Source organism: Arthrobacter sp. 05N425, from assembly GCF_056397125.1.
Genome location: NZ_JBFTMU010000003.1, coordinates 281,143 through 296,137 on the forward strand (window position 1 = coordinate 281,143; position 14,995 = coordinate 296,137).

Genomic DNA, 14,995 nt, shown 5'->3' on the forward strand with positions numbered 1-14,995 from the left:
CGGTCCCTGGGCGGGGCCGGGCAGCGGTTGGCGGGGGAGCGGGCTAGAAGAACCGCAGCGTGTAGCTGGTGCTGGGGAGGTCGTGGGCCATCCAGTACTCTTCCGAACGGACGGGCGGGTTGTGGCCCAGACCGTCTTTGCGGAGAGCCCGGAGGGTGGCTGCGACGGCGGCGAGGATCAGGACGATGAGGGCGATTCCGATGAGTTCCATACCTCCATGGTTCTCCGGTGGGGGATGCAAAAAAAGTGGCAGAAATGCCCAAAAGGCTATAATTTCTGCCACACTGGAGACATGATCAATTCAGTGGCGATGATCGTGGTTCCCAACTTCTCGGTCTTCGAGTTCGGCACCGCATTCGAGGTGTTCGGCGTCGACAGATCGGACCGCGGCACCGGCGTGCCGGCCTTCGACTTCCGGGTCTGCACTCCGGAGCCCGGCGACGTTCCCATGAAGTCAGGCCTGTCGATGCACGTGCCGCTCGGGCTGGAGGCCGCCGCGGACGCGGACCTGGTCATCATGACCCCGTTCGGCAAGGACTCCGATGTCCCCGAGTCCGTGCTGGAGGCGCTGCGGGCGGCGCACGCGCGGGGAGCCTGGGTCATGTCGATCTGCTCCGGCGCCTTCGCCCTGGCCCGGGCAGGGCTGCTGGACGGGCGCCGCTGCACCACGCACTGGCACTACTCGCAGGAGCTCGCCAGCCGTTACCCAGCCGCGCTGGTTGATGAAAACGTGCTCTATGTAGAGGACGGGCGGATCATCACGAGCGCCGGCACGGCCGCCGGCATCGATGCCAGCCTGCACCTGGTCCGGGTGGAGCTGGGCGCCAACGTGGCCGCGAGTATCGCCCGGGACATGGTGGTTCCGCCCCACCGCGACGGCGGCCAGGCCCAGTTCATCGACCGGCCCATGCCCAGGTGCGGCTCGCAGCCGATGGAGGAGTTGCTGCGGTGGATGGTCCGGAACCTGGACGAGGAGCACTCCGTCAACGAGCTGGCCGCCCGCGTGCACATGTCGCCGCGGACCTTTGCGCGGCGGTTCCGGGCCGAGACCGGTGCGACCCCCGCGGCTTGGCTGAATTCGCAGCGGGTGCTGCGGGCGCAGGAGCTGCTCGAGACCACGGATCTGAACATCGACGAGATCGCCCGGGAGGCCGGGTTCGGCCACTCGGTGCTGCTGCGGCACCACTTCGCCAAGGTGCTGGACACCAGCCCGCAGTCCTACCGGCGGACGTTCCGCGGGCACCTGGCGGCGGTCTAACCGGGCTGCCCGTCCGGGCGGTCCCGGGTCTCGGCACCGCCCGACGCCGGTTCCGGCTGAGCCAGCGACTCCGCGGCGGCGCGCATGCTGTCCACCAGGGTCCGCCAGGGTCCGACGAGGTCCCGCTCCGGCAGGGTGGCGCGGCGCTGGCCGGCCCGGATCCGGTAGACGAAGCGGTCCGGCTGGGGAATTCCGCCGGACTCGGCTGCTGCCGGGCCGGGCAGGTCGTCCCAGGGGCAGGCCTCGATCAAGGGCTGCCACTGGTCCCGGTCATCCGGCGTCACCGCCTGCACGCTCCAGACGCGCTCCATCCCGGCAACGCCACCGCTGCGCTGGACGGTTATCTTCACTGGCTTGACTCCACTGGGTGATCCTTAGGCAGGCGCTGGTTACAGCCTCACTTTGACAGTTTCCCATGCCCGCCGGACGGCGTCATGCTCCGCCGACTCGGCACCGTACAGCTCCTTCGCGGATGCCGCGGTGGCCTTCGCGAAAGCCCCGAAGGTCGCGGCCGCGGGCAGGGAGCCTCCGGTCAGGGTGTCGTACCAGATGCGTCCGGGAGTCTCCCACGCATTACCGCCCAGGGCCGTCGCGACCAGGTAGAAGGCCCGGTTGGGGATGCCCGAGTTCAGGTGCACTCCGCCGTTGTCCGCGCTGGTGTGGACATAGGAGTCCATCGAGTCCGGTTGCGGATCCTTGCCCAGCACATCGTCGTCGTAGGCGGTGCCCGGGGCCTTCATGGAGCGCAGCGCCGTTCCCTGCACCTGGTCGGTGAAGAGGCCTTCGCCGATCAGCCAGCTCGCCTCGGTTGCGGACTGCTGCTTCACGTACTGCTCCACGAGGGCGCCGAAGACGTCCGAGAGCGATTCGTTGAGGGCTCCCGCCTGGTTCCGGTAGGCGAGCCCGGCGGTGTACTGGGTGACGCCGTGCGCCAGCTCGTGGCCGATTACGCTCAGGGAGGCCGTGAAGCGGTTGAAGACCTGGCCGTCGCCGTCGCCGAAGACCATCTGCTTGCCGTCCCAGAACGCGTTGTCGTAGCGCTGGCCGAAGTGCACCGTGGCATCCAGCGGCAGGCCGTTGCCGTCAATCGAGTTGCGGCCGAATGCCTCGGCGTAGAGCCGGTGCGTGTGGCCCAGGCCGTCATATGCCTCGTCCGCCGCCGGGTCGCCGGTGACGGGTTCGCCTTCCTTGCGCACCAGAACACCGGGCAGGTTCTCCGAGGCTTTCGCGTCGTATACGGTCCGCTGCGGCGGCCCGGGCGTGAGCTGCCGCAGTCCCGGGGGTGCCGCGGGCACCGGCGCCGCGCGGGATGCCTGGAAGCTCTTGACGTGCTGCAGGGCTTCTTTGGCGGCACGGGCTGCGATCAGCAGCCGTGGTTCATGATGCTGCGCTGCCAGCCGACGCAACATGTAGGGAGGGATGATGGAGCAGTACATGTGAGACCCCTTTGCTTCTGCCGATGCGAACAGCCTACGAGGGGCCACCGACATTTGGCAGGGCCGGACGCGGCGATCTTCCCCTCCGGGGTCCGCTGGATGGTCCGCGTCCGGCTGCCCGTTGGATACGGTAGGCCAATGGCGCAAACGGAGAAGAAAAAGAAACCCGGCTCGACCCTGCTGACGGTCATCATCGCCTTCGTGGCCAATATCCTTGTGGCTGCGGCGAAGTCGGTAGCCGCCGTACTCACCGGATCGGCCTCCATGACCGCCGAGGCGGCCCACTCCTGGGCGGATACCGGAAACCAGGTGTTCCTGTTCTTCGCGGAACGGCGCTCGGCCAGGCCGCGGGACAAGAGCCACCCCATGGGTTACGGACGGGAAGCCTACGTCTGGTCGATGTTTGCGGCGTTCGGGCTGTTCACTGCGGGTGCCGTGGTGTCCATCATGCACGGCATCCAGCAGATCATTGCGCCGGAGCCGGCAGCCGACTTCGCAGTGGCCTACGTGGTCCTGGCCGTCGCTTTCGTCTTCGAGGGAATCTCCTTCATCCAGGCGTTCCGGCAGACCCGGAAGGCGGCGCACGAACTGGAACGGCACACCCTCGAGCAGGTCCTGATCAGCTCCGATCCCACCCTGCGGGCCGTCTTCGCCGAGGACGCCGCAGCACTCGTCGGCCTGGTCGTGGCCTTTGCCGGCGTGTTCTTGCACCAGGTCACGGGCTCGCCGCTGCCGGACGCGATCGGTTCGATCATCGTCGGTGTGCTGCTGGCCGTCGTCGCCGTCGTGCTGATCGACCGCAACCGTCGTTTCCTGGTGGGCCAGGGCGTTACCCCGGACATCGAACAGTCCATGGCCCGCCGGGTGCTGGAGCACCGGGACATCGCCCGGCTCACGTACCTGCACCTGGAATTTGTCGGCCCGCGCCGGCTCTACCTGGTCGCGGCCGTGGACCTGCAGGGCGACCACCCGGAACACGAAGTGGCGGTGGCGCTGCGCCGGATAGAGCGCGAACTGGAGGACCACGAAACGGTGGAGGAAGCCGTGCTCACCTTGTCCACTCCGGACGAAGCCGCCCTGGACTTCGACGCCGGACAAAGCCGAGCCGGCGCCTGACCCGCGGCTAAAGCCGGACCAACTGCCCTTGTCCTGCGCGGGGCCGGCGGATACTGTGACCTCGACCGCCGGCAGCGCCGCCGGCGTTCCACCGCCGATCAGGAGGATGCCTTGAAGTTTGATCCGAACACCACCGCCCTTGTGCTCATCGAGTACCAGAACGACTTCACCTCCGACGGCGGCGGCCTGCATGACGCCGTCCGGCCGGTCATGGAAAGGACGGACATGCTCGCCAACACGGCCCGGGCTGTAGGGGCAGCCCGCTCGGCCGGCGTCACGGTCATGCATGCTCCCATCACGTTTGCCGAGGGCTATAACGAACTCGGCAAGCATCCGTACGGGATCCTCAAGGGGGTCGTGGACGGCGGCGTCTTCGTGAAGGGAACCTGGGGCGCGGCCATCATCGACGAGTTGGCGCCGGCAGAGGGCGACATCGTGATTGAAGGCAAGCGGGGCCTGGACACCTTTGCCAGCACCAACCTGGACTTCATCCTGCGCAGCAAGGGCATCACCACCATCGCCCTGGGCGGCTTCCTGACTAACTGCTGCGTCGAATCAACCATGCGCAGCGGCTACGAGAACGGGTACCAGGTCGTGACGCTGAGCGACTGCGTCGCTGCAACATCCGTTGAGGAACACGACAACGCGATCGCATACGACTACCCGATGTTCTCCACCCCGATGACGGCCGAGGAATTTTCCAGCGGGCTGTCCTGAGCTTTGCCGATGAACGCAAAAACCCCGCCGTTTCGCTGAAACGGCGGGGTTTTGTCTGTGCCCTCGATTGGAATCGAACCAACGACCTTCTGCTCCGGAGGCAGACGCTCTATCCCCTGAGCTACGAGGGCAATCAGGGATCCTGCCGTTACCGGCGGGACGTCCTAGAGCTTAGCAGGAAGGTGGGCTCCAATGGAAAATCGCCGGGCCGGGAAAGCCGGCAACCTGCCCGGGAACGCGGCAGGCCAAGATGACGGCCGCAAAATTCCGCGGGACCGCGGGCCACCGGTAGGCTGGAACTGTGACCCCAGAAGAACTCTCCCTCGCCATATCCGCCTGCCTGAAGGACGCCGTCACCGCCGGTGAAATCGCCCTTGCCGCCGCCGACATTCCGGACTCGGTGCGCGTGGAGCGGCCCAAGAACAGGGACCACGGCGACTGGGCCACCAACATCGCCCTTCAGCTGGCAAAGCCGGCCGGCACCAACCCGCGCCAGCTCGCCGGGCTGCTGAGCGCCCGGCTGGCGTCGATCGAGGGAGTCTCCGCCGTCGACATCGCCGGACCGGGGTTCCTGAACATCACCGTCGCCGCCGCCGCCGCCGGTGCCCTCGCCAAGGCCATTGTCGAGGCGGGCCCCGCGTACGGCACGAATACGGCGCTCGCGGGCCGCACGGTCAACATGGAGTTCGTCTCGGCCAACCCCACCGGCCCGCTGCACATCGGCCACACCCGCTGGGCCGCCCTGGGCGACTCGATCGCCCGCGTCCTGCGGGCCTCCGGAGCGGATGTCACCGCGGAGTACTACATCAACGACGCCGGCTCGCAGATGGACGTTTTCGCGCACTCGGTGCTGTCCCGGCTGCACGGGCGCGGCGTTCCGGAGGGCGGCTACCCGGGCGAGTACATCGCCGACCTCGGCCACGAGGTCCTGACGCAGCACCCGGACATCCGCGAACTCACCGACGTCGCCGCGCTGCCGGTGATCCGCGGCGCCGCCTACAAGGCGCAGCTGCACGACATCCAGCAGACCCTCGCGGAGTTCGGCGTCGAGTTCGACGTCTTCTTCTCCGAGCAGGAGCTGCACGACGCCGGCGCCATCGCGGACGCCGTCGCCCGCCTGCGGGAACAAGGCCACGTCTACGACGACGGCGGCGCGGTCTGGCTGCGCACTACGGACTTCGGCGACGACAAGGACCGGGTGATGATCCGCGCGAACGGCGAACCGACGTACTTCGCCGCCGACGCGGCGTACTACCTGTCCAAGAAGGACCGCGGCTTCACCGAGAAGATCTACCTGCTCGGCGCTGACCACCACGGCTACATCAACCGGCTCAAGGCGATCGCGGCCGCGGCCGGCGACGATCCCGAGGTCAACATCGAGGTGCTGATCGGCCAGCTCGTCTCCGTCAACGGCGCCAAGCTGTCCAAGCGGGCCGGCAACATCATCGAGCTCAAGGACCTGATCTCCTGGCTGGGCAAGGACGCCGTCCGATACTCCCTGGCGCGCTTCCCGGCCGATTCTCCGCTGACCCTGGACCCGGAACTGCTCAAGAAGCACAGCAACGAGAACCCGGTCTTCTACGTCCAGTACGCCCACGCCCGCTCCCGTGGCGCCGCGCGCAACGCCGTAGCCGCCGGTGTCGAGCGCCGGGTGGAGGGCGAAGACGCCTTCGACGCGTCCCTGCTGGACCATGCGACGGAAAACGAGCTGCTCTCGCACCTCGGCACCTACCCCTCGATCGTGGCCAAGGCGGCCGAGCTGCGCGAACCGCACCGCGTCGCCCGCCACCTCGAAGTCATCGCCGGGGCCTACCACCGCTGGTACGACGCCTGCCGTATCGCGCCGCTGGGCGAGGAAGCCATCACCGATTTGAACCGCACCCGGCTGTGGCTCAACGATGCCACCAGCCAGGTGCTCGCCAACGGACTGGAACTGCTGGGCGTCTCGGCGCCGGAACGGATGTGAACGCCATGACCGCGAACCAGAACAACAGCGTTTCAGCTTCCCCGCTGGCCCCGGACTGGCTGGCCGTCCCGGAGAACCTCAACGCCTTGCACAAGCCGATGTGGGCCGCCGGTGTTGAGCGCAACGAGGGTGGCGAACTGGCCATTGACGGCGTCACCGTAAGCGAACTCCAGCGGCAGTTCGGCACGCCGCTGTTCGTGATGAGCGAGACTGACTTCCGGGCCCGCGCCCGGGCTTTCCAGGATGCCTTCAACGAGGCCTTCGCGGACATCTGCGGGGGAGTGGACGTCTACTATGCCGGCAAGTCGTTCCTGTGCACCGCCGTCGTCCGCTGGGTCGAGGAGGAAGGGCTCCGGCTGGACACCGCCTCCGGCGGTGAGCTCGCCGTGGCGGCCCGCGCCGGCATCCCCGGCGCCGCCGTCGCGCTGCACGGCAACAACAAGTCCGACGGCGAGATCCACCGCGCCCTCGACATGAAGCTGGGCCGGATCGTCATCGACAGCCTCGCCGAACTGGAACGGGTCGCGGCGATCGCGGCGAACCGCGGCGAAACGGCGAAAGTCATGCTGCGGCTGACGCCGGGCGTGCACGCGCACACCCACGAATTCATCGCCACCGCGCATGAAGACCAGAAGTTCGGCCTCTCGATGGCCGGGGACTCGACCGACCAGGCCGGGCTGTCCGCCGCGGAGGAAGCAGTTGCGGCCGCCGCCGGGCACGACAGCATCGAACTGCTGGGCCTGCACTGCCACATCGGCTCGCAGATCTTCGAACCAGACGGCTTCGCCCTGGCCGCGGAAAAGCTGCTCGACTTCCTCGCCGCGATGCAGTCCAAGTATTCGATCGTGCTGCCGGAGCTGGACCTGGGCGGCGGCTACGGCATTGCCTACACCCCGGTGGACACGCCTCGTCCGCCGGCGGAAATCGCCCGGGCGATGGCCGCCGTCGTCCGCGCCAAGGTGGCCGAGCTCGGCATCGCCGCACCGCGGATCTCGATCGAGCCCGGACGGGCGATCGTGGGCACCAGCACCTTCACGCTCTACGAGGTGGGCACCCTGAAGACCGTCCGGGTGGATGCGCCGGAAAACGGCGCAGAAAACGTTACGTACCCGCGCCGCTATGTGTCGGTGGACGGCGGCATGAGCGACAACGCCCGCCCGGTGCTCTACGATGCGGATTATTCGGCGGTTCTGGCGTCCCGCAGCTCCGACGCGGCCCCGCAGCTGTCCCGAGTGGTGGGCAAACATTGCGAGAGCGGCGACATAGTTGTTAGAGATGTATATCTGCCCGAGGACGTGGCAGCCGGTGATCTGCTCGCTGTACCGGGGACCGGCGCCTACTGCTGGGCCCTGTCAAGCAACTACAACTATCTGGCCCGGCCGGGCGTTGTCGCGGTACGCGATGGATCAGTCCGGCTCATTGTCCGCGGCGAAACCGAACAAGATCTGCTGAACCGCGACATGGGAGTCTGAATGACGGAATTGCGAACCCTGAAAGTGGCCCTGCTGGGCTGTGGCAACGTCGGGGCCCAGGTTGCGCGGATTCTCATTGACGACGCCGACACGCTGGCGTCCCGCACCGGGGCCCGCCTCGAACTGAGCGGCATCGCCGTGCGCAACCTCGACGCCCGGCGCGACGTCGAACTGCCCCACCAGCTCTTCACCACCGACGCCGACGCGCTGGTCAAGGACGCCGACCTGGTAATCGAACTGATGGGCGGGATCGAGCCGGCACGGAGCCTGATCCTTACCGCGATCCGGCACGGCGCGTCCGTCGTGACCGGCAACAAGGCCCTGCTCGCCCAGGATGGCCCGACCCTCTACGAGGAGGCGGACAAGGCCGGCGTTCAGCTCTCCTACGAGGCCGCCGTCGCCGGGGCCATCCCGATCCTGCGCCCGATCCGGGACAGCCTCTCCGGCGACCGGATCACCCGGGTGCTGGGCATCGTCAACGGCACCACCAACTTCATTCTGGACCAGATGGACACCACGGGCGCGCAGTTCGCCGACGCCCTCGCCGAGGCCCAGCGGCTGGGGTACGCCGAAGCGGACCCCACCGCCGACGTCGAGGGCCTTGACGCCGCCTCGAAGGCCGCGATCCTCGCCTCGCTCTCCTTCCACACGCGGTTCGCGCTCGAGGACGTCTACTGCGAGGGCATCAGCTCCGTCACGGCCGCGGACATCGCCGCGGCCAAGGACGCCGGCTTCGTGATCAAGCTGCTGGCGATCGCAGAGAAGCTCACCGATCCCGAGGGCAAGGAGGGCGTGTCCGTCCGGGTCCACCCCACGCTGCTGCCGCGCGAGCACCCGCTGGCGGCCGTGCACGGCGCGTTCAACGCCGTCTTCATCGAGGCGGAGAACGCCGGCGAGCTGATGTTCTACGGCCAGGGCGCCGGCGGCACCCCGACGGCGTCGGCCGTGCTGGGAGACCTCGTCTCGGCGGCCCGCCGGATCGTCCTGGGCGGTCCGGGACGCACCGAAACCACCACCGGCCACGTCCCCGCGCTGCCGATCGACGCGGCCATCACCAGCTACTACATCGGCCTCGACGTGGCGGACCAGCCCGGTGTCCTGGCCCGGATCGCGCAGCTCTTCGCCGAACACGGCGTGTCCATCGAAATCATGCGTCAGACCATCCACCGCGACTCGGCCTCCAAATCGGAGTCGGCGGAGCTGCGGATCGTCACGCACCGTGCGAGCGAAGCCGCACTGGCAGCAACCGTCGAGGCCGTCAAGGGCCTGGACGTCATCAATTCCGTCACATCCGTACTGCGGGTAGAAGGGGTCTAAGTGGCTCACCAATGGCGCGGAGTCATCCGCGAATACGCCGAACGCCTGCCCGTCACCGAGGCCACCAAGGTCATCACCCTGGGTGAGGGCGGCACCCCGCTGGTGCACGCGCAGAAGCTCTCCGAGCTCACCGGCTGCACCGTCTACCTCAAGGTCGAGGGCATGAACCCGACCGGATCCTTCAAGGACCGCGGGATGACCATGGCCATGACGGCGGCGGTCGCCTCCGGTGCCAAGGCCGTAGTCTGCGCCTCCACCGGCAACACCTCCGCCTCGGCCGCGGCCTACGCGACGTCGGCCGGACTGCAGTGCGCCGTGCTGGTGCCCGAGGGCAAGATCTCGATGGGCAAGCTCAGCCAGGCGATCGCGCACGGCGCCACCCTGCTGCAGGTGGACGGCAACTTTGACGACTGCCTGGACATCGCCCGCAAGCTGGGGGAGTCCTACCCCGTGTTCCTGGTCAACTCGGTCAACCCGGCCCGGATCGAGGGCCAGAAGACCGGCGCCTTCGAGGTCGTCGACGCGCTCGGCGACGCCCCGGACATCCACGTGCTCCCGGTCGGCAACGCCGGCAACATCAGCGCCTACTGGAAGGGCTACAAGGAGTACGCAGCGCCCTACGACTCCGCCACCGCCGGCACCCTAACCGCAGTCGCCACGAAGACGCCGGTGATGTGGGGCTTCCAGGCCGCCGGTGCCGCCCCATTCGTCGCCGGCCACCCCATCACGGAGCCGGACACCATCGCCACCGCCATCCGGATCGGCAACCCCGCGTCCTGGGACACCGCCGTCGCCGCCCGGGACGAATCCGGCGGTGTGATCGAGGCCGTCACCGACGAGGAAATCCTCTCCGCGCACCGCTGGCTCTCCGCCCGCGAGGGCGTGTTCGTCGAACCCGGCTCCGCCGCCGGCGTCGCCGGCCTGATCAAGAAGCACGCCGCGGGCGAGGTTCCGGAGGGCAAGACCATCGTCATCACGGTCACCGGCCACGGCCTCAAGGACCCGCAGTGGGCCTTGCGCACCGAGGACGGCAGCGACGTGCAGCCGGTCAAGGTCGCCAACGACGTCGTTACGGTGGCCGCCGAACTGGGACTGGAAGAAAAATAGCCTTGGAAACCACCCTCACTGTCCCGGCCGAATCTCCCGCCGACATTCCGGCGGTTCCGGCCGGGCAAGTAGTCACCGTCCGGGTCCCGGCCACCAGCGCCAATCTCGGCCCGGGCTACGACAGCCTGGGCCTGGCCCTGTCGCTGCACGACACGCTGACGGTGGAGACCCTCGAGAGCGGCGAGCTTGAATTCGAGCTCAGCGGCGAGGGCGCGGATACCCTGCCCCGCGATGCGAGCCATCTGGTGGCCAAGGCCCTCACGGAAGCGCTGCACCTGCTGGGCTTCCGCCACGAGGGGTTGCGGATCACCGCGGACAACGTCAACCCGCACGGCCGCGGCCTCGGATCCTCGGCCGCCGCCGTGGTTGCCGCCGCCAGCGCCGCGAACGCCCTCATCCCGGCGGCATCGCGGCGCGGCAAGGATTGGATCCTGCAATTCACCAGCCGGCTGGAGGGCCATCCGGACAACGTCGCACCCGCCATTTTCGGCGGACTGGCGCTGTCCTGGCAGGACAGTGACCAGTACAGCAGCACCTGCGCGACGGTCGACGCCGGCATTGTCCCGGTCGTCGCGGTGCCGGACTTCGAGCTCTCCACCGAGGCCGCCCGGGCGTTGCTTCCGGCCTCCGTGGGGCACCACGCCGCCGCGATGAACTCGGGCCGCGCCGCCCTCCTGATCCACGCGCTGACGCAGAAGCCTGAATTCCTGCTGCCCGGCACCGAGGACTACCTGCACCAGAGCTACCGGGCGCAGGCCATGCGGCCCAGCGCGGAGCTGATCGCTGCGCTGCGGCGCGCCGGCCATGCCGCCGTCGTCTCCGGCGCGGGACCCACCGTGCTGGTCCTGGCCGCGGGGGAAGAGGAAGCGGCCGACGTCGTCGAGTTCATCGGAGCTTTCACCGCGGACAACACGCCGGAGGTCGCCTGGCGTGTGATGAAGCTGGCTGTAGACACTGAGGGTGCTAAAGTGGAAGTGCACCGGCGGTAATCACGCAAGCTTTTTATAAGACCGCGATGTTGGCCAAGTTGCCCTCTCTCATCTTTCACTGCGCAATATTTTCCGGTGCCACCTGCTTTCGGTCTGACGCAGGAAGCTGCAGAATTCCTCTGTACCCCTGAAGTGTCAGCCGGCCGTTCCTCAATTTCGGGGCGTGTCTTGGTGTAGCAGTAACCGGCCCTGCCGGCCGAAATCCAACCGGCAAGGCCGAAATCCCGGCTGCAGATCTGAACTGCAGCCCAGATCAAATCACCGCGTCCAGCTCCTAGCCTGGACGCCGTCGAGGGGGAAGGATCCTTCGTGACCGAAACCACTGAGCTGTCTTCAGCTGTGGAAACATCATCTTCTGCTGCCGCAACGGCAGCACCCGCCAAGAGCAGCGGCCTCGCCGGCCTGAAGCTCGCCCAGCTCCAGGCCCTGGCCAGCCAGCTGGGGATCTCCGGCGGCTCCCGGATGCGCAAGGGTGATCTGGTGACCGCCATTTCCGCCCACCGTGCCGGTACCCCGGTCAGCAAGGCACCCGAACGCGCCGCCGAAAAGGCGAGCGACAATGGCTCTGTTGCCCACGCCTCGGCCCCGGCCGTGGCTCCCGCAACTGACGGAGCCGAGGCTCCGGCCCAGGAAAACCCGCGGGCCCGGACCCGGGGCCGCAGCCGCCGCGCAGGCAGCGACGGCGTCATCACCACCCCTGCTGCTGAGGCACCCGCCGCCGCGGTAGAGGCGCAGTCCGCCGCTGCCCCGGCGCAGGCACCGTCCGCCCCGGCAGAGCAGGGCACTGAAGGCAGCGACCGCACCCGCCAGCCGCGGACCCGCAACCGCCGCCGCGGCGAGGCAGCAGCCCAGGCCACCGGCCAGGGCGAAGCCCAGCCGGCAGCAGCCGTGGAAGCCCCGGCCGAGCAGGCCTCGGTCGAACAGCGCCAGGAACGCCAGGCCGAACAGGGCAGCGACGACGGCCAGCGCCGCGACAACACCCGCGGCCGTGGCAACCGTGAGGACAACACCCGCGACAACACGTCCGGCACCCGCGAAAACACCCGCGACAACACCCGCGACAACGACGATTCCGACGGCGGCAGCCGCCGCAACCGCCGTAACCGTCGTGACCGCAACGATCGCAACGACCGCTCCGGCGGCCAGGACAACCGCGACAACAACCCGCGCAACGACCGTTTCCGCGACCGCAACGAACGCCGCCGCGGCCGTTCCCAGGGACCCGACGTCGACGACGTCGAGGTCACCGAGGACGACGTCCTGCTGCCCGTCGCCGGCATCCTGGACGTGCTGGAGAACTACGCGTTCATCCGCACCTCCGGCTACTTGCCGGGTCCGAACGACGTCTACGTCTCGCTCGCCCAGGTCAAGAAGTACAACCTGCACAAGGGCGACGCCGTCGTCGGCGCCATCCGCGCCCCGCGTGAAGGCGAAGACCGCAGCAACCAGCAGTCGGCCCGCCAGAAGTTCAACGCGCTGGTCCGCGTCACCTCGGTCAACGGCAAGACCCCCGAGGAACTCAAGGACCGCGTCGAATTCGCCAAGCTCGTCCCGCTGTACCCCTCCGAGCGCCTGCGCCTCGAGACGGACCCCAAGAAGATCGGCCCCCGCGTCATCGACCTGGTCGCCCCGATCGGCAAGGGCCAGCGTGGCCTGATCGTCTCGCCGCCGAAGGCCGGCAAGACGCTCATCCTGCAGTCCATCGCCAACGCCATCACCACCAACAATCCTGAGGTCCACCTCATGATGGTGCTCGTTGACGAACGCCCCGAAGAAGTCACCGACATGCAGCGCACGGTCAAGGGTGAGGTCATTGCCTCCACCTTCGACCGCCCCGCCGATGACCACACGACCGTGGCCGAACTTTCCATCGAGCGTGCCAAGCGCCTCGTGGAAATGGGCATGGACGTTGTGGTCCTGCTGGACTCGATGACCCGACTGGGCCGCGCCTACAACCTGGCCGCGCCCGCCTCCGGCCGCATCCTGTCCGGCGGTGTCGACTCCGCCGCGCTGTACCCGCCGAAGCGTTTCTTCGGTGCAGCCCGCAACATCGAAAACGGCGGCTCGCTCACCATCCTGGCCACCGCGCTCGTCGAGACCGGGTCCAAGATGGACGAGGTCATCTTCGAAGAGTTCAAGGGCACGGGCAACATGGAACTGCGCCTGTCCCGCCAGCTCGCGGACAAGCGCATCTTCCCGGCCGTGGACGTCAACGCGTCCGGTACCCGCCGCGAAGAGAACCTGCTGTCCCCCGAGGAAGTCAAGATCATGTGGAAGCTGCGCCGTGTCCTCTCCGGACTCGAAACGCAGCAGAGCCTTGAGCTGCTGACCAACAAGATCCGGGAGACCCAGAGCAACGTCGAGTTCCTCATGCAGGTGCAGAAGACGACGCTTGGTGCGAAGTCCGATAACGACAAGTAGCTGCATTAACCGCTAGATTCTGGCGGTCCCGCGCGCTAACGCCGCACGGATTTTCCGCCCCCGCCCCTCCGCCGGGTGGCGTTCGATCTACGATCGCCCGCCTCGAAAGAGGTTTTGAAATGTTTGAGTCCGTACAGGGGCTGTTGGATGAGCATGCTGCTATCCAGGCCCAGCTTGGGGATCCTGCTGTTTATGCTGACCAGAAGCTGGCCCGGAAGCTGGGGCGGCGGTCGGCGCAGTTGAACGGCATTGTGGAGGCCTACCACCGCTGGGAAAGCATCAGCGATGACCTGTCGGCCGCGAAGGAAATGGCCGGCGAGGATCCGGAGTTCGCCGCTGAGGTGCCCGAGCTTGAGGCTGCCCTGGAGACGGCCGCGGCCAAGCTGCGCCGCCTGCTCATCCCGCGCGACCCGGACGACGCCCGCAACGTGATCCTTGAGGTCAAGGGCGGCGAAGGCGGCGACGAGGCTGCCCTGTTCGCCGCGGACCTGCTGCGCATGTACAGCCGTTACGCGGAATCCCGTGGCTGGAAAACCGAGATTATCTCCGCCACCGAATCGGACCTGGGCGGCTACAAGGACGTCCAGATGGCCGTCAAGGGCAACTCCAACGATCCTGCCGAGGGCGTGTTCGCGCGGCTGAAGTTCGAAGGCGGCGTGCACCGGGTGCAGCGCGTGCCGGTGACCGAGTCGCAGGGGCGTATCCACACTTCTGCCGCCGGCGTCCTGGTGCTCCCCGAAGTGGACGAGCCCGAAGAGCTCGAAATCAACCAGAACGATCTCAAGATCGACGTCTACCGTTCCTCCGGCCCCGGCGGCCAGTCGGTCAACACCACCGACTCGGCCGTGCGCATCACCCACCTTCCCACCGGGATCGTGGTGGCGATGCAGAACGAGAAGTCCCAGCTGCAGAACCGTGAAGCCGGCATGCGCGTGCTGCGCGCCCGCATCCTGGCCCACCAGCAGGAGCAGATCGACGCCGAGAACTCGGCCCAGCGCAAGTCGCAGATCCGCACCATGGACCGCTCCGAGCGCATCCGGACCTACAACTACCCGGAAAACCGGATCGCCGACCACCGCACCGGCTACAAGGCGTACAACCTGGACCAGGTCATGAACGGCGACCTGGAGCCGGTGATCCAGTCCGCCATCGAGATGGACGAACAGGCCCGCCTCGACGCCATCGGCGATTAGTAC

At 67.8% G+C, this 14,995-nt stretch carries 13 protein-coding genes and 1 tRNA gene; 10 read left to right on the top strand and 4 right to left on the bottom strand.

Annotated features, from left to right (window positions below):
* Positions 1-43: 43 nt before the first annotated feature.
* Positions 44-211, bottom strand: a complete 168-nt coding sequence (locus AC1DGE_RS06900; protein ID WP_175322851.1) for a hypothetical protein — start codon at positions 209-211, stop codon at positions 44-46.
* An 81-nt stretch (positions 212-292) separates the two neighbouring features.
* On the opposite strand from AC1DGE_RS06900, the gene AC1DGE_RS06905 reads away from it, so the two are divergent.
* The gene (locus tag AC1DGE_RS06905) at positions 293-1,258 is read left to right on the top strand and encodes a GlxA family transcriptional regulator (RefSeq protein WP_441417336.1); all 966 of its coding nucleotides are present in this window, start codon (positions 293-295) and stop codon (positions 1,256-1,258) included.
* On the opposite strand, the gene AC1DGE_RS06910 is transcribed toward AC1DGE_RS06905, so the two are convergent.
* Together AC1DGE_RS06910 and AC1DGE_RS06915 are read right to left on the bottom strand one after the other, a co-directional pair.
* Positions 1,255-1,608, bottom strand: coding sequence for a protealysin inhibitor emfourin (locus tag AC1DGE_RS06910; RefSeq protein ID WP_441417337.1), 354 nt, complete (start codon positions 1,606-1,608; stop codon positions 1,255-1,257). The genes AC1DGE_RS06905 and AC1DGE_RS06910 overlap by 4 nt on opposite strands.
* A 39-nt stretch (positions 1,609-1,647) precedes the next feature.
* Positions 1,648-2,694 carry a M4 family metallopeptidase gene (locus tag AC1DGE_RS06915; protein ID WP_441417338.1) on the bottom strand — a complete coding sequence of 349 codons (1,047 nt, stop codon included), beginning with the start codon at positions 2,692-2,694 and terminating at the stop codon, positions 1,648-1,650.
* A gap of 138 nt (positions 2,695-2,832) precedes the next feature.
* Between AC1DGE_RS06915 and AC1DGE_RS06920 the strand changes: the two genes are divergently transcribed.
* Both AC1DGE_RS06920 and AC1DGE_RS06925 read left to right on the top strand, forming a co-directional pair.
* Positions 2,833-3,810 (top strand): cation diffusion facilitator family transporter, encoded by a 978-nt coding sequence (locus AC1DGE_RS06920; RefSeq protein WP_441417339.1) that lies wholly within the window; start codon positions 2,833-2,835, stop codon positions 3,808-3,810.
* Positions 3,811-3,921: 111 nt separating this feature from the next.
* Positions 3,922-4,527, top strand: a complete 606-nt coding sequence (locus tag AC1DGE_RS06925; protein WP_476893299.1) for a cysteine hydrolase family protein — start codon at positions 3,922-3,924, stop codon at positions 4,525-4,527.
* Between the two features lie 58 nt (positions 4,528-4,585).
* On the opposite strand, the gene AC1DGE_RS06930 is transcribed toward AC1DGE_RS06925, so the two are convergent.
* Positions 4,586-4,658 (bottom strand) — tRNA-Arg (locus AC1DGE_RS06930).
* A gap of 170 nt (positions 4,659-4,828) precedes the next feature.
* Between AC1DGE_RS06930 and argS the strand changes: the two genes are divergently transcribed.
* From argS to prfA, 7 genes are all read left to right on the top strand, one after another.
* A complete protein-coding gene (argS, locus tag AC1DGE_RS06935; protein WP_476893300.1) occupies positions 4,829-6,493 on the top strand; it encodes an arginine--tRNA ligase in 1,665 nt (554 codons plus the stop codon).
* A gap of 5 nt (positions 6,494-6,498) precedes the next feature.
* Positions 6,499-7,965 carry a diaminopimelate decarboxylase gene (gene lysA, locus AC1DGE_RS06940; RefSeq protein ID WP_476893301.1) on the top strand — a complete coding sequence of 489 codons (1,467 nt, stop codon included), beginning with the start codon at positions 6,499-6,501 and terminating at the stop codon, positions 7,963-7,965.
* A complete protein-coding gene (locus tag AC1DGE_RS06945) occupies positions 7,966-9,282 on the top strand; it encodes a homoserine dehydrogenase (RefSeq protein ID WP_476908578.1) in 1,317 nt (438 codons plus the stop codon). It begins immediately after the preceding gene.
* Positions 9,283-10,389 (top strand): threonine synthase, encoded by a 1,107-nt coding sequence (gene thrC, locus AC1DGE_RS06950; protein WP_441417344.1) that lies wholly within the window; start codon positions 9,283-9,285, stop codon positions 10,387-10,389. It begins immediately after the preceding gene.
* Between the two features lie 2 nt (positions 10,390-10,391).
* A complete protein-coding gene (gene thrB / locus AC1DGE_RS06955; protein WP_476917159.1) occupies positions 10,392-11,378 on the top strand; it encodes a homoserine kinase in 987 nt (328 codons plus the stop codon).
* Positions 11,379-11,687: 309 nt separating this feature from the next.
* A complete protein-coding gene (gene rho / locus AC1DGE_RS06960; protein WP_476917160.1) occupies positions 11,688-13,799 on the top strand; it encodes a transcription termination factor Rho in 2,112 nt (703 codons plus the stop codon).
* 119 nt (positions 13,800-13,918) lie between these two features.
* Positions 13,919-14,992 (top strand): peptide chain release factor 1, encoded by a 1,074-nt coding sequence (prfA, locus tag AC1DGE_RS06965; RefSeq protein ID WP_441417347.1) that lies wholly within the window; start codon positions 13,919-13,921, stop codon positions 14,990-14,992.
* Positions 14,993-14,995: the final 3 nt, after the last annotated feature.

Coding starts and splice junctions, on each gene's coding strand:
- AC1DGE_RS06900 (WP_175322851.1), bottom strand. CDS start 211: ATGGAACTCATCGGAATCGCCCTCATCGTCCTGATCCTCGCCGCCGTC.
- AC1DGE_RS06905 (WP_441417336.1), top strand. CDS start 293: ATGATCAATTCAGTGGCGATGATCGTGGTTCCCAACTTCTCGGTCTTC.
- AC1DGE_RS06915 (WP_441417338.1), bottom strand. CDS start 2,694: ATGTACTGCTCCATCATCCCTCCCTACATGTTGCGTCGGCTGGCAGCG.
- AC1DGE_RS06920 (WP_441417339.1), top strand. CDS start 2,833: ATGGCGCAAACGGAGAAGAAAAAGAAACCCGGCTCGACCCTGCTGACG.
- lysA (WP_476893301.1), top strand. CDS start 6,499: ATGACCGCGAACCAGAACAACAGCGTTTCAGCTTCCCCGCTGGCCCCG.
- AC1DGE_RS06945 (WP_476908578.1), top strand. CDS start 7,966: ATGACGGAATTGCGAACCCTGAAAGTGGCCCTGCTGGGCTGTGGCAAC.
- prfA (WP_441417347.1), top strand. CDS start 13,919: ATGTTTGAGTCCGTACAGGGGCTGTTGGATGAGCATGCTGCTATCCAG.